Source organism: Actinomadura madurae (genome assembly GCF_900115095.1).
Lineage (GTDB): Bacteria > Actinomycetota > Actinomycetes > Streptosporangiales > Streptosporangiaceae > Spirillospora > Spirillospora madurae.
Map to the genome: position 1 here is coordinate 52050 of NZ_FOVH01000013.1, position 14634 is coordinate 66683.

The 14634-nt window shown below is 72.4% G+C and carries 10 protein-coding genes; all 10 read left to right on the forward strand.

From position 1 onward, the window contains the following. The first annotated feature begins 115 nt into the window (after positions 1-115). The 10 genes from BM339_RS31095 to BM339_RS31140 all read left to right on the forward strand — a co-directional run bounded on the left by BM339_RS31095 (position 116) and on the right by BM339_RS31140 (position 14139). Positions 116-1699 carry an MBL fold metallo-hydrolase gene (locus BM339_RS31095; protein WP_021598978.1) on the forward strand — a complete coding sequence of 528 codons (1584 nt, stop codon included), beginning with the start codon at positions 116-118 and terminating at the stop codon, positions 1697-1699. Between the two features lie 155 nt (positions 1700-1854). Next, positions 1855-2991 (forward strand): 3,5-dihydroxyphenylacetyl-CoA synthase DpgA, encoded by a 1137-nt coding sequence (dpgA, locus tag BM339_RS31100; RefSeq protein ID WP_075023184.1) that lies wholly within the window; start codon positions 1855-1857, stop codon positions 2989-2991. Between the two features lie 13 nt (positions 2992-3004). Continuing rightward, positions 3005-3709 carry an enoyl-CoA-hydratase DpgB gene (gene dpgB, locus BM339_RS31105; protein ID WP_075023185.1) on the forward strand — a complete coding sequence of 235 codons (705 nt, stop codon included), beginning with the start codon at positions 3005-3007 and terminating at the stop codon, positions 3707-3709. After that, entirely contained in the window at positions 3706-5037 is a 1332-nt protein-coding gene (dpgC, locus tag BM339_RS31110; protein WP_075023186.1) for a (3,5-dihydroxyphenyl)acetyl-CoA 1,2-dioxygenase DpgC, read from the forward strand. The genes dpgB and dpgC overlap by 4 nt, the downstream gene beginning before the upstream one ends. Before the next feature lie 58 nt (positions 5038-5095). Beyond that, entirely contained in the window at positions 5096-6169 is a 1074-nt protein-coding gene (hppD, locus tag BM339_RS31115; protein ID WP_075023187.1) for a 4-hydroxyphenylpyruvate dioxygenase, read from the forward strand. A gap of 14 nt (positions 6170-6183) precedes the next feature. Further along, positions 6184-7260 (forward strand): alpha-hydroxy acid oxidase, encoded by a 1077-nt coding sequence (locus BM339_RS31120; RefSeq protein WP_075023188.1) that lies wholly within the window; start codon positions 6184-6186, stop codon positions 7258-7260. Further along, positions 7257-9893 carry an amino acid adenylation domain-containing protein gene (locus BM339_RS31125; RefSeq protein WP_075023189.1) on the forward strand — a complete coding sequence of 879 codons (2637 nt, stop codon included), beginning with the start codon at positions 7257-7259 and terminating at the stop codon, positions 9891-9893. Before BM339_RS31120 ends, BM339_RS31125 begins: the two co-directional genes overlap by 4 nt. 12 nt (positions 9894-9905) lie before the next feature. Further along, positions 9906-11375 (forward strand): tryptophan 7-halogenase, encoded by a 1470-nt coding sequence (locus BM339_RS31130; protein WP_075023190.1) that lies wholly within the window; start codon positions 9906-9908, stop codon positions 11373-11375. 55 nt (positions 11376-11430) lie between these two features. Beyond that, a complete protein-coding gene (locus BM339_RS31135; protein ID WP_075023191.1) occupies positions 11431-12765 on the forward strand; it encodes a cation:proton antiporter in 1335 nt (444 codons plus the stop codon). Positions 12766-12921: 156 nt separating this feature from the next. Further along, on the forward strand, positions 12922-14139 hold the full coding sequence (locus tag BM339_RS31140) for an MFS transporter (RefSeq protein WP_075023192.1): 1218 nt from the start codon (positions 12922-12924) through the stop codon (positions 14137-14139). Positions 14140-14634: the final 495 nt, after the last annotated feature.

Consider the following 14634-nt stretch of genomic DNA (forward strand, 5'->3'; position numbering starts at 1 on the left):
CCTCCTGCCCGTTCAACTGCCGCGCGGATGCAGTTGAACACCCGGGCCAGGAACGGAAAGTGCAGAGTATGGTCCGGTCTGCATCCATATCTTTTCAATCGGAGGTAGGCCGCAGATGGCCGATGAGCCGCTGTTCCTCAAGTCGAAGGTCATTGTCGAGCCGTTGCTGGACCGGTTTATCGCCTGGCCGTACACGGTGGCTCCGGTGCAATCGGCGATGAATCTCGCGTTCCTCCAGGTGCCGCTCCTCGAGTCGTACCTGCAGTCCCCCCAGGTGCACATCGCCGCCAGCGGCAATCCGGAACTGCGCGGCGGCTACTTCGTCAACATCCCGGCGGAGCGCGCCGACGAGGTGCGCGACCTGCTCGCCGGGATCAAGCGCGACCGGGCGCATATCCTGCGGTTCGCCGAGGCGGTCGCCGAGGGCCAGGAAACGCTGCGCGCCAATGCCACCGGATTCGACCTGACCCCGCTGTACGACAAGCTGCCCCCGGAGGTGAGCGGTCTCGTCGAGCTCGCCTACGACACCGACAACCAGGCGCAGATGCGCTTCATGGAGCCGGTCGCCTACACCACCGACCTCTACCAGGAGTCGCGCCAGTCGGTGCAGCTGTCGTTCGAGACCGGGATCGAGCGGCCGTTCGTCCTCAGCACGCCGCGGCTGCCGTCACCGGACGTCCTCGAACTCGGCATCCCCTTCCGCCACCCCGGTCTGGAGGAGCTGTTCAAGGCCAGGGTGCACCCCACGACCCTCGGCCACCTGCGCGAGGCGCTGGAACTGGACGACGCGCAGACCGAACGGCTCTCCGGAATGCTCGCCGAGCGGCCCGCCCTCGCCCCCGACCGCCACATCGACGCCGGCGGCCGCGTGCGCTACTTCGGGCACGCCTGCCTGGTCCTGCAGACGCCGCAGGCCGCCATCGTGACCGATCCGTTCATCAGCGCGGACAGCTCCGCCGGGGACCGCTACACCCTGGACGACCTCCCCGACCGCATCGACCTGGTGCTGATCACCCACGGGCACCAGGACCACATCGTGCTCGAGACGCTGCTGCAACTGCGCGGCCGGGTCGGCAGCGTCGTCGTGCCGCGCGCGTCCCGCGGCAACCTGTCCGACCCGTCCCTCGGCCTGATGCTCAAGCACCTGGGGTTCTCCGTCACGGAGGTCGACGACTTCGACGAGGTCGACTTCCCGGGCGGCAAGGTCACCGCCACGCCGTTCCTCGGAGAGCACTGCGACCTCGACATCCGGGCGAAGTCGACGTACTGGGTCGAGCTGGCGGGCAAGAAGATCTACGTCGGCGCCGACTCCTCCGGCATCGCCCCGTCGCTCTACCGCCACGTGCGGCAGCACCTGGGCGTCGCCGACATGGCCTTCCTCGGCATGGAGTGCGACGGCGCGCCGCTGACCTGGCTCTACCAGGCGCTGCTGACCATCCCGGTCACCAAGAAGATGAGCGACTCGCGCAAGCTCTCCGGCTCCAACGCCGAGCAGGCCGCCGCCATCATGACCGAGCTCGGCGCCGGGTCGGCGTACGTGTACGCCATGGGCGAGGAACCCTGGCTCGGCCACGTCATGGCCACCACCTACGACGAGGACACGTACCAGATCAAGCAGATCGACGAGTTCCTGACCTGGTGCAAGGACCGGGGGATCCCGGCCGGCCACCTCTACGGCCGGCAGGAATGGCGCTGGTGACGGCCGCGCCCCCATGCCATCGGCGGGCGGCGCACCCCCGCGCCGCCCGCCGCGTCCGATCCCGCAACCACCACACACCGGAAGGCAGGCGCCGACATGCTCACAGCGGTGGTCCCCGTCCGCAGCAAGCCCCGCATGTGGGGGTGGACGTTCCGATGACGATCACCGTCCGGGCGCCGGCGTCCGGTCCCGCCGCGCCCGATCGCTCCTTATCGGCCGGTGCCACCAGGATCGTGGGCATCGGCACCGCGACCACGGAGACGTCCTACTCCCAGCGCGAGATCCTCGACATCTTCGACATCACCGATCCCCGGGTCCGGTCCGTCTTCCTCAACAGCGCGATCGAGCGGCGCCACCTCGTGCTCCCCCCGCGGGACGCCGGCGGCGGCCGCGTCACCGAGGCCCAGGGCGACCTGCTCGCCAAGCACAAGGCCCACGCCCTGGAGATGGGGGCGAAGGCGGTCCGGGCCTGCCTGGACGACGCGGGCCTCGGCCTGGCCGACATCGACTACCTGTGCTGCGTCACCACCACGGGATTCCTCAGCCCGGGCCTGAGCGCCTACCTCATCCGCGACACGGGCATCCCGCCCGGCGTCGTCCGCGTCGACGTCGTCGGGATGGGCTGCAACGGCGGCCTCAACGCGCTGAACGCGACCGCCGGCTGGGCCGCCGCCAACCCCGGCAAGGTCGCCGTGATGCTGTGCGCGGAGGCGTGCTCGGCCGGCTACGTCATCGACGGCACGATGCGCACGGCCGTGGTGAACAGCCTGTTCGGCGACGGTGCCGCCGCCGTCGCCCTCGTCGCCGGCCCCTCGGACGGCGCGGACACGACCGCCGGGCACGCGTCCGCCGGTCCCCGCATCCTGGGCTTCGCCGGCCACCTCATCGGCGACGCGATCGGCGCGATGCGCTACGACTGGGACGACGCGCAGGGCAAGTTCAGCTTCTACCTCGCCCCGGAGATCCCGTACGTGGTCGGCGCGAACGCCGGCCACGTCGTCGCGCGGCTGCTGTCCGGCGCCGGCCTGCGCCGCAGCGACATCGGCCATTGGCTGGTGCACTCCGGCGGCAAGAAGGTCATCGACGCGGTGCGGATGAACCTGGGCCTCACCCGCCACGACGTCCGGCACACGACCGGCGTCCTGCGCGACTACGGCAACCTGTCGAGCGGCTCGTTCCTGTTCTCCTACGAGCGGCTGCTCCGGGAACGCGTCACCCGGCCCGGCGAGTACGGGGTCCTGATGGCCATGGGACCCGGATCGACCATCGAGACGGCACTGGTGCAGTGGTGACGGGGGCGGCGGTATGACGAACGCACAGTACGAGACGATCGGGGATCTGCCCGCGCGGGCGCCCGGTGACCTGCCCCTGACCATCGACGGGCGCGGGCCCGTGACGCCCGGGATGGTGGCCTCCGTGGCCGCCGTCTGCGACGCCGCGGAGGACCGGGCCGGCGCGAGCAGGGTCGTCCTCCGGGTGTCGGGCGCGCCCGGCGGGCCCGGGCCGGCGGGGCTGACGGTGGATCTCGTCAGCAAGTGGGAACGCGCGCTGCGCCGGCTGGAGCGCCTGCCCGCGGTCACGGTCGCCGTGGCCGACGGCGACTGCGGCGGGCCGGCCCTGGACGCGTTGCTGGCCACCGACTACCGCATCGCCACCCCCGCGGTGCGCCTGGTGCCCTCCGTCCTGGCGGGGACGACCTGGCCGGGGATGGCGCTCTACCGCCTCGCGCAGCGCGGCGCGGCCGCCGCGCCGATCCGCCGGGCCGTGCTCTTCGGGACCCCGGTCGCCGCCGCCGACGCGCTCGCCCTGCATCTGGTGGACGAGGTGGCCGACGACCCGGAGGGCGCCCTGGCGGCCGTGGAGGTGACGGCCGTGCCGGGATCCGAGCTGGCCATCCGGCGGCAGCTGATGTCGGAGGCGTCCACGACCGGTTTCGAGGAGGCGCTGGGCGCCCATCTGGCGGCCTGTGACCGGGTCTTGCGCCGCGCCGCCGTCGGGGCCGCGTCGTGACCGCCGCCGACCACCGGACGCGGAGCGCTCCTCGCGCGGAGGCGTCCGGCCTGGACGCCGCCCGCGCCGAGCTCGCGGAGGCGGCGACCCGGGTCGATGACCTGCTGGCGGGCCTGCCCGAGCCGGGGGAGCGGTCGCCGGAACAGAGACTGGCCGCCGCGTCGGCCCTGGAGTCGGCCCGCGCGCTGCGCTCCCGGTTCATGGACCGGCATGCCGAGGCCGTCTACGACGAGCTCACCGCCGGCCGCACACGCCGGCTGCGGGTGGCCGAGCTCGCCGAGGCCGCCGCCCTGGCCTTTCCGGGGCTGGTCCCCGGCGCGGAACGGCTCGCGGCCGAGCGCGCCAGGCCGCAGGCGGCCAAGGAGGGCCACGAGATCGACCAGGGCATCTTCTTCCGCGGTGTGCTGCGCTCGCGATCGGCCGGCGCCCACCTGGTCGACGCGATGCTGCGCCCGACACCGCGCGCTCTCGCCCTGCTGCCGGAGTTCACCGCGACCGGAACGGCCGACCTCGGATCGGTGACCCTGGAGCGCGCCGACGGCGTGGCCCGGCTGACCATGTGCCGGGACGACTGCCTCAACGCCGAGGACGAGCGCCAGGTCGCGGACATGGAGACCGCCGTCGACCTGGCGCAGCTCGACCCGGCCGTGGAGGTGTGCCTGCTGCGCGGCGGCACGATGACCCATCCCCGCCACCGCGGGCGGCGGGTGTTCAGCGCCGGCATCAACCTGAAGGCGCTGCACGCCGGGGGCATCTCGCTGGCCGGCTTCCTCCTGGGGCGCGAGCTCGGCTACATCCACAAGATCGTGCGCGGCGTGCGCACCGACGGCCCGGCGGCGTGGCGCTCCCCGGCCGCCGGGAAGCCGTGGGTCGCCGCCGTGGACACGTTCGCGATCGGCGGCGGCGCCCAGCTGCTGCTGGTGTTCGACCACGTCCTGGCCGCGGCCGACGCCTACATCAGCCTGCCCGCCGCCCAGGAGGGCATCATCCCCGGGGCCGCGAACCTCCGCCTCCCGCGCGCCGCGGGCCATCGGCTCGCGCGCCAGGTGATCCTCGGCGGCCGGCGGATCCGGGCCACCGAGGCCGACGCCCGCCCGCTGGTGGACGAGGTCCACGAGAGCGACGAGCTGGACGAGGCCGTCGAACGCGTCCTCGCGCGTTCACGCGGCCCCGCCGTGGCGGCCAACCGGCACATGCTCAACTTCGCGGCGGAGCCGGAGGACGAGTTCCGCCTCTACATGGCCGAGTTCGCGCTGCAGCAGGCGCTCCGGCTCTACAGCGAGGACGTCCTGGAGAAGGCCGGCCGCTTCGGAAGGCGGCCGTCATGAGCACGATCCGCAGTGCACCGCCGCCAGAGCCGGCCGGCGCGCGACCTGGAGGTGACACATGGAGATCCGCTCGATAGATCACATCGAGTTATTCGTCGAGGACGCCGAGGAGGCGGCCACCGCTCTGCGCGACCAGTTCGGTTTCGCTTTGGCAGGCCGCGGTGGAGCCCACACGGGCCTTCGCGGATGTGAGTCGGTGCTGTTGCGGCAGGACGGCATCACCCTGCTGCTGACCTCGGCCACCAGCCCGGACAGCCGTGCCGCCGAGTACGTCGCGCGGCACGGCGACGGCGTCGGCGTGATCGCCCTGCGCGTCGACGACGCGCAGGCCGCGTTCGCCGAGGCGGTCGAGCGCGGGGCCGCCCCCGTCGCCCCGCCGGAGACCTTCGGTCCCGAGGGCGCCCGGGTCTGCTTCGCCTCGGTGACCGGGTTCGGCGACGTGGAGCACCGCTTCGTCTCCCGCGACCTGCCGGGCGGCCCCTTCGCCCCGCTGATCGAGGAGACCGGCTGCGGCCGCTCCGGCTGGGGCCTGGTCACGGACGTCGACCACATCGCGGTCTGCGTTCCCGCGGGCACGCTCGGGGAGACGGTGCGCCGCTACGAGGAGGTCTTCGGCCTGCGCCAGATCTTCGAGGAGCGGATCGTCGTCGGCTCCCAGGCCATGGACTCGAAGGTCGTCCAGAGCCGCTCCGAACGCCTGACCCTCACGATCCTGGAGCCGGACGTCACCCGCGACCCGGGCCAGATCGACGCGTTCGTCGCGGCCCACGACGGCGCCGGGGTCCAGCACATCGCGTTCCTGACCGAGGACATCCTGACCGCCGTGGCCGAGAGCGCCGAGAGGGGCGTGCGGTTCCTCACCACGCCCCCGAGCTACTACGACATGCTGCCGTCCCGCCTCGGACCGATCGACGTCCCGGTGGAGGCGCTGCGCGAGCTCAACGTCCTGGCCGACCGCGACCACTCGGGGGTCATGCTCCAGATCTTCACCGAGTCGCGGCACCCGAGGGGCACCCTCTTCTACGAACTGATCGACCGCCGCGGCGCCCGCACCTTCGGCAGCAACAACATCCACGCCCTCTACGAGGCCGTGGAGCGCCGGAAGGCGAGCGACCCGATCGCCCAGGACTGAAGAGCTCCCCGGCGATGAGACTGACGCTCGACGACTTCGCGCGATCGGCCAGGGCCCGGCTCGACCCCGCGGTCTGGGACTTCTTCGAGGGCGGCGCCGGTGAGGAACGGACCCTCGCCGCCAACGTCGAGGCGTTCGACCGGCGGTGGCTGCGGCCGCTGGTCCTGCGCGGCGCCGGCCGTCCCGAGACCGCGACCACGATCCTCGGCCGCGCCTGGGACGCGCCGGTGGCGATCGCCCCGCTGGCCTACCAGACCCTGGCCCACCCGCTGGGCGAGCTCGCCACCGTGCGCGGGACGGCGGCGGCCGCCCGCGTGCCCGTCGTGATCAGCACCTTCGCCGGACGCGACCTTCGGGAGCTCTCCGGCGCCGGCGGCCCCCTCTGGCTCCAGGTCTACTGCCTGCGCGAACGCTCGATGACGCGGCGCATCATCGAACGTGCGGAGGGCGCGGGCTTCGAGGCGCTCGTCCTCACCGTCGACGCGCCCCGCCTCGGCCGGAGGCTGCGCGACCTGCGCAACGGGTTCCGGCTTCCCGAGGGGATCGTCCCCGCCAACCTCGACGGCCACGACTTCACCGTGCCGGCCGCGCACGCCAGGGCCGAGTTCGCCCCCGACCTCGACTGGTCGGTGGTGGACTGGCTGCGCTCGGTCAGCGCGCTGCCGATCCTGCTCAAGGGGATCCTCACCGGCACCGACGCGGTGCGGGCGGCCGAGGCCGGGGCGGACGGCATCGTCGTGTCCAACCACGGCGGCCGGCAGCTCGACGGCGTCCCCGCCACCCTCGACGTCCTGCCGGAGATCGCGGCGGCGGTGGCCGGGCGCGTCCCCGTCCTGCTCGACGGGGGAGTGCGCCGTGGGCGGGACGTGCTCGCCGCGCTCGCGCTCGGCGCCGACGCGGTGCTCCTCGGCCGGCCGGTCCTGCACGGCCTCGCGGTCGGCGCCGCCCAGGGAGTGACGGACGTGCTGGACATCCTGCTCGGCGAGCTGACCGACGCCATGGCCCTCGCGGGCCTTCGCGCGCTCGCCGACATCGGCCCCGAATCCGTCCGGCCCGTCGCGGCCGCCCAGCCAGTGGGAGAGAGTGCATGAGCCAGTCCGCGTCGCCCGGACCCGATACGCTGACCGTCGGCCGGGACGTCGGCGGGCGGCCGCTCGCCCCATGGAACGAGACGGACAGGGAACTCCCGGAGGCGACCCTCCCGGCCCTGTTCGAGGCGCAGGCGGCGCGTACCCCCCGTGCCGTCGCCCTCCGTTTCGAGGGCCGTGACTGCGGCTACGCCGCGCTCAACGCGCGGGCGAACCGGCTGGCCCGCGCCCTCGTGGACCGGCGGATCGGCCCGGAACAGGTCGTCGCCCTGGCGATACCGCGATCCATCGACGTCATCGTGGCCATGCTCGCCGTGCTCAAGGCCGGCGGCGCGGTGCTCCCCGTCGACCTGTCGCACCCGGCACCCCGCGTCGCCGGAATGCTGAAGGACGCCGGGCCGGCGCTGACGCTGACCGCGGACGGGTCCCCGCCGCACCTCGGGCGGCACGGCCGGGTCCTGCCGTTCGCGGCACTGGACGGCGAGGCCGCCGGCCGTTCACCGGTGGACCTCACCGACGACCGGGACCGCGTCGCGCCCCTGCACGTCGGCCATCCCGCCTACGTGGTCTACACCTCGGGCTCCACGGGTCGTCCCAAGGGGGTGGTCGTCACCCATCGCGGGATACCGAGCCTGTCCGCGGCCCAAGCGGAGGAGTTCGGCGTCGGGCCGGCCAGCCGCGTCCTGCAGTTCGCCTCCTTGGGCTTCGACGCCGCGGTGTCCGAGATCTGCATGGCGCTCCTGCACGGCGCGACGCTCGTGCTCGCGCCGCAGGAGCGGCTGATGCCGGGGGCGGCGCTCGCCGACGTGGTCACCAGGGAGTCCATCACCCACGCCACGCTGCCGCCCGCGGTACTGCCCCTCCAGGAAGGGCCCGACCGGCTGCCGCCGGACCTCGCGCTCATCGTGGCGGGGGAGGCCTGCCCCGCGGGCGTCGCTGACCGGTGGTCGCGCGGCCGGCTGATGATCAATGGCTACGGGCCGACCGAGAGCACGGTGTGCGCGACGATGGCGCGCCTGCCGCCGGGGGCGGGCAGGCCCCCCATCGGCCGGCCGATCCTCAACACCCGGGCGTACGTGCTGGACGACCGCCTGCGGCCGGCGCCGGTCGGCTCGGTCGGGGAGCTGTTCGTCTCGGGGCACGGGCTCGCGCGGGGATACCTGCGCCGGCCGGGCCTCACCGCCGCCCGGTTCGTCGCCGATCCCTTCCGCTCGGACGGCTCCCGCATGTACCGCACCGGCGACCTCGCCAGCCGGCGCCCCGACGGCATGCTCGACTTCCACGGCCGCGCGGACGACCAGATCAAGATCCGCGGATACCGGATCGAGCCCGCCGAGATCGAGGAGGTGCTCCTCACCGACCCCGAGGTCGCGCAGGCGCGGGTGCGGCTGCGGCGCATGGGGGACACCGCGTACCTGGTCGCCTACGCGGTGCCGGTCGAGGACGGCCACGTCTCGGCGGCGGGCCTGCGCCGCAGGGTGGCCGAGGCCCTCCCGGACTACATGGTCCCGGCGGCCGTGGTGGCGATCCCCGCGCTCCCGCTGACCGCCAGCGGCAAGCTCGACCTGGGCGCGCTGCCGGCGCCCCGGTTCGTGCCCCGCGGCTCCCGTGCCGCGCCCCGGACGCCGCAGGAGGAGGTCCTGTGCAGGATCTTCGCCGAGGTGCTCGTGCTGCCCGCGGTCGGCATCGACGACAACTTCTTCGAGCTCGGCGGGGACTCGCTGCTCGCCGCCCGGCTGGCGAGCCGGATACGCCTCACGCTCGGCGACGACCTGCCCATCGCGTCGATCGTGGAGGCGGGCACCCCCGGCCGGCTCGCCCGGCTGCTCGGGCTCGACCGGCGGGAGAGCGCGCTGGAGGTCCTGCTGCCGCTCCGCGAATCCGGGTCGAGGCCGCCCCTGTTCTGCGTGCACCCGGCGGGCGGGATCGGCTGGTCGTACGCGAGGCTGCTGCCCCATCTCGACGCGGAGCAGCCGGTGTACGGGATCCAGGCCGGCGGGCTGACCGGCCGCCTGCCGCCGAGCCGCGGCATGGACGAGATGGTGGACCGCTACCTGACGGTGATCAGGTCGGTGCGGGGCACCGGGCCGTACCGCCTGCTCGGCTGGTCCTTCGGCGGCCTGGTGGCGCACGCGCTGGCGGCCCGGCTCCAGGAGCAGGGAGAGCGGGTCGAGTTCCTCGCGATGCTCGACACCCATCCCCGGGTCCCCTCCCGGTTGCGGCACGCGGGCACCGAGGCGGACCTGCTGGCCGATCTCCTGCACTTCATCGACCTGCCGTCCGATGAGGCGGTGACCGGGCCGATCGACCGCACGACCGTGCTGTGGCTCGCCCGCCGCGAGGGCAGCGCGCTGGCGAGCCTCGACGAGGTCACCATCGGGCGCATCGTCGACGTGTTCGCCGCGAACTACAAGATCCTGCTGGACCACGCCCCACCGCGGGTCAGCGGGGACGCCCACCTCTTCACCGCGGTCCGCGGGGACCGGGACGGCCTGTCGGCGACGGCGTGGAAGCCGTTCGTCGAGGGAGAGGTGCACGAGCACGAGGTGGACTGCGAGCACCGCGACATGGGCCGGGCGGCCCCGATGGCCCGGATCGGATCGGCGGTGCGCGCGTTGCTCGCCTCGATCGACTGAACTGGAGGAGAAGTGAGTTCATCCACGGCGGAGAGCTTCGACATCGTGGTCATCGGCGGCGGCCCCGGCGGGTCGACCGTGTCCACCCTGACCGCGAAGCAGGGGCACCGGGTCCTGCTCCTAGAACGGGACACGTTCCCGCGCTACCAGATCGGCGAGTCGCTGCTCCCCGCGACGGCGCACGGCATCGCCAGGCTGCTCGGCGTGGACGAGGAACTGCGGAGCGCGGGGTTCACGAGGAAGAAGGGCGGGACGTTCCGCTGGGGCTCCAATCCCGAGCCGTGGACGTTCAGCTTCGCGGTCTCGCCGAAGCTCGCGGGCCCGACGTCGTTCGCCTACCAGGTCGAACGGATGAAGTTCGACCAGATCCTGCTGGACAACGCGCGCCGGCACGGCGTCGAGGTGCGGGAGGAGAGCACCGTGATCGGCGTGCTCGAGGACGAGGGGAGGATCGGCGGCGTCCGCTATGTCGACGCTGACGGGAACGAGCACACGGTCGAGTCGGCATTCGTGGTGGACGCGTCGGGCAACACCGGCCGCACCTACCGCCATGTCGGAGGGGAGCGACGTTACTCGGAGTTCTTCCGCAACCTCGCGCTCTTCGGTTACTTCGAGGGCGGCAAACGCCTGCCGGCCCCCAACTCGGGCAACATCCTGTCGGCCGCCTTCGAGGACGGCTGGTTCTGGTACATCCCGCTCTCGCCGACCTTGACCAGCGTGGGAGCCGTCGTGCACCGGGACGCCGCGAGCAAGGTGCAGGGCGACCGGGAGGCGGCGCTGAACCGCCTCATCGAGGCGTGCCCGCTGATCAAGGAGTACCTGGCCGGCGCGCGGCGGGTGACGTCGGGCCCCTACGGGGAACTGCGCGTGCGCAAGGACTACTCGTACTGCAACACCCGGTTCTGGCGGCCGGGCATGGTCCTGGTCGGGGACGCCGCCTGCTTCGTCGATCCGGTCTTCTCCTCGGGGGTGCACCTCGCGACCTACAGCGGGCTGCTCGCCGCGCGTTCCGTGAACAGCTGCCTGGCCGGCACGGTCGGGGAGAAGGAGGCGTTCCAGGAGTTCGAACGCCGCTACCGGCGAGAGTACGGCGTCTTCTACGAGTTCCTCGTCTCCTTCTACGGGATGCAGGCGGACGAGCGGTCCTATTTCTGGGCGGCCAAGAAGGTGACGAACTATCCCGACTCGGAGCTGGAGGCCTTCGTGGAGCTCGTCGGCGGGCTGGCCTCCGGCGACGTGATCGACGCCACGCCGCAGTCGGTCTCCGAGGAGCTGGTGAGCGGGACCGAGGCACTGGCGGCCGCCGGCCGGAGCGGCACGGACTCCGGCGACCTGCACGGCAGGCCCGTGGTGGCGAACGCGATGGCCGAGAGCGCGAACATGCAGGCGGAGGTCCTGCTGGGCGTGGAGCCGGCGCCGCTCTTCCCGGACGGGCTCGTCAGCACGCCGGACGGGCTGCACTGGACCCACCCGAGCGCCTGACCCGCACACGTCCGACCGGCCCGGTGGCTCGCGGAGTCCCGGTGAAGGGAACTCCATGCCAGTCGCGGTTGGTCCGGTGGCGCCGATCAGCCCCCATGACCTGTTGCTCTTCCTGCTGCAAGTCGGGTCACTGCTCGCGCTCGCGGTGGGACTGGGCAGGGTGGCGGTCCGGTTCGGGCTGCCGGCGATCGTGGGGGAGCTGTGCGCGGGCGTGCTGGTCGGTCCCTCGGTGCTGGCGAACCTGGCGCCCGGCTTCTACGACTGGTTCCTGCCGCAGGACACCGCCCAGTTCCACCTGCTCGACGCGGTGGGACAGATCGGTGTCCTCCTGCTGGTCGGCCTGACCGGTGCGCACATGGACCTCGGCCTGGTCCGGCGGAGGGGGACGACCGCCGCCCGGGTCAGCGCGGCCGGAGTGGCGGTCCCGCTCGGGCTCGGGGTCGTCGTGGGGCTGGTCCTGCCCGCCTCGCTGGTGCCCGGTACGGCCGACCGCGGCACGTTCGCGCTGTTCCTCGGCGTGGCGATGGGGGTGAGCGCGATCCCCGTCATCGCCAAGACGCTGATGGAGATGCGCCTGCTGCACCGCAACGTGGGGCAGCTGACCCTGTGCGCGGTGATGATCGACGACATCGTCGGGTGGCTGCTGCTGTCGGTGGTCGCGGCGATGGCCACCGGCGGCGTGCAGGCCGGCCATGTGGCGCTCTCGATCGGCTACGTGGTGCTCACCATCGCCTGCGCGCCGGCGGTCCGCCCATTGATCCGGGCCGTGCTCCGGGCCTCCGACCGCCACGATCGGGCGAGCGGGGACGGCGTCACGCTCGCGCTGGTGAGCGCCCTGGTGCTGCTGGCCGCGGCGGGCACGCAGGCGATGGGGCTGGAGGCCGTGCTCGGCGCCTTCGTGTGCGGGATAGTGATCAGCAGCTGCGGGCTGGATCCCGCCAGGCTGGCCCCCTTGCGCGGGGTGGTGCTGTCGGTGCTGGCGCCGGTGTTCTTCGCGACCGCCGGGCTGCGCATGGACCTGACCGCGCTCGCCAGGCCCGGCGTCCTGCTGGCCGGGCTCGGCGTGCTGCTCGCGGCGGTCCTCGGCAAGTTCGCGGGTGCGTACCTGGGAGCCCGGGCCAGCCGGATCGGGCACTGGGAGGCGCTCGCCCTCGGCGCCGGGATGAACGCCCGCGGCGTCATCGAGGTGATCATCGCGATGGTGGGGCTGCGGCTCGGCGTGCTCGGGCCCGAGGCGTACACCATCATCGTCCTGGTCGCGATCGTGACCTCGGTGATGGCCCCGCCGGTCCTGCGGCTGACCATGGCCCGCGTCGAGCACACCGCCGAAGAGCGGCTGCGGGAGCGCGTCGACTTCCGTGATGAATCGCCGTCTCCCGAAGCTCAGTAATGTGCGATGAGGTCGGACCTTAATGGGCCAGGGCGCGTCTGACCGGCTCATGGGTAATGGGTTATGGGCCTGCCGGGGCTGTGCTAGATTCGAGCGGCGCCCATACGATGCTGTCGAGGGTACGGGGTTTGTAGGCTCCCAATGCGTCATCCCCCTGTGTTAACGTCGTCCCCCGCCAAGAAAAGTCCACCATTCGCTTCATTCTCATATTCGTGGATCGCCGCGCTCTTCGCGGTCACCCTCGGATCGTGGCTCGGACTGCTGGCGTCCGCGCAGGTCCTGCTGCCTTCGCAGATCGAGGTCATCGGCGCCGCGCGCAAGGAATTGGCGCTCGGAATCGTGACCGCCGCGGGCGCCTCGGCGGCCGTCGTCTCGGCTCCCCTCATGGGCGTGCTCTCCGACCGCACCCGGTGGCGGTTCGGCCGGCGCCGCTCCTGGATCATCGGCGGCTCCGCGGTGTGCGCGGTCGCGCTGCTCGCGCTTCCCCTGCAGTCGTCGCTCCTCGGCGTCGGCCTGTGCTGGGCGCTCGTGCACGGCGGTACGGGCGGCGTCCACGCGGTGGTGTGCGCCGTGGTGGCCGACCGCGTGGAGGTGAACCGCCGGGGCACGGTGTTCGCCGTGGTCGACCTCGCCCAGCCGGTGGGACTGGTCGCCGGGACGCTGCTGGTGTCGAGCCTCTCCATCGAGGACGCCTATCCACTGGTCGCCGGGCTGGCGGTGCTGCTCGCCGTCCCCTATGCGTTCATCGGGCGGGACGTGCCCGCGCCGGCGCGGGCGGAGCGGCGGCAACGGCGGCTTCCCGATCCGGGCTCCCTGGGGCCCGAATTCGCCTGGGCGTGGGCCGGGCGCTTCGCGGCACAGCTCGCGACGTCACTGGCCACCGTCTATCTGCTCTACTTTCTCCGGGACGAGATCCGGGTCGATGACCCCGCCGAGGGCGTGGCGGTGCTCAGCCTGCTGTTCACCTCGGGCATCGTCTTGGTGGGCCTGCTGATCGGCCGCCTGTCCGACCGCCTGGAACGGCGCAGGATATTCGTGGTCGCCGCCGCGCTGCTGATGGCCGTCGCCCTGACCGGGATGGCGTCGGTGCCGACCTGGACGGTGGCCGTCGTCGCCGCCACCGCGCTCGGCGCCGGCTACGGCGCCCATCTGGCGGTCGGGCAGGCGCTCGTGACCCAGCTCCTGCGCAACGACGAGGACCGGGGCAGAGACCTCGGCACGATGAACATGGCGGGCAGCAGTGCCGTCGTGGTCGCTCCGATCGTGGCGATCGCGAGCGTCGGCCTCGGTGGTTACACGCTTCTGTTCCTTTTGGCGGCCGTCATGGCGGTGGTCAGCGGACTTCTGGTCAAACCGATCAGATCAGTTCGCTGACCATAAACACCCGTTCGGGGCAGCCCGGTGCACGCGCGGCCGCATTCACTCTCGATGCGGTTACCGTGTACGCCCGGTGACAATCGGATCGCGTCCGGCGACCATTCGATGGTCCGTGGAAGTCGGCTAACCATTCGGCTCTTGTTCGGTTAGCCATCGGTAAGGGTGGTCTCGGTAACGTCGGGTGAAGATCGCGGCGGGGCGCAATCTACTGGAGGGAAGACGGGGGACGGGCGGACGGGAGTCCGGCTCCCACACGCGGCTCCGCACGTGGTCGGCCATTCATGGGCCTGTTCGATCAGAGTAACCGGACGCTGTTCTTCGAGTACCCATTTCCGCATCGGGTCGCTCGTGGGCTCCCAACAGCGGGCCTCAGTGCAGTGAACGGTGAATGAGTCTGCTGTGTGGGCGGCTTCATCTTCCTGGTTGGGGTTGGTCGGTGTGGACGGTACTGGACGTGAGGCAAACGCAGGTGGAACATTCTCGAGTGAGAAC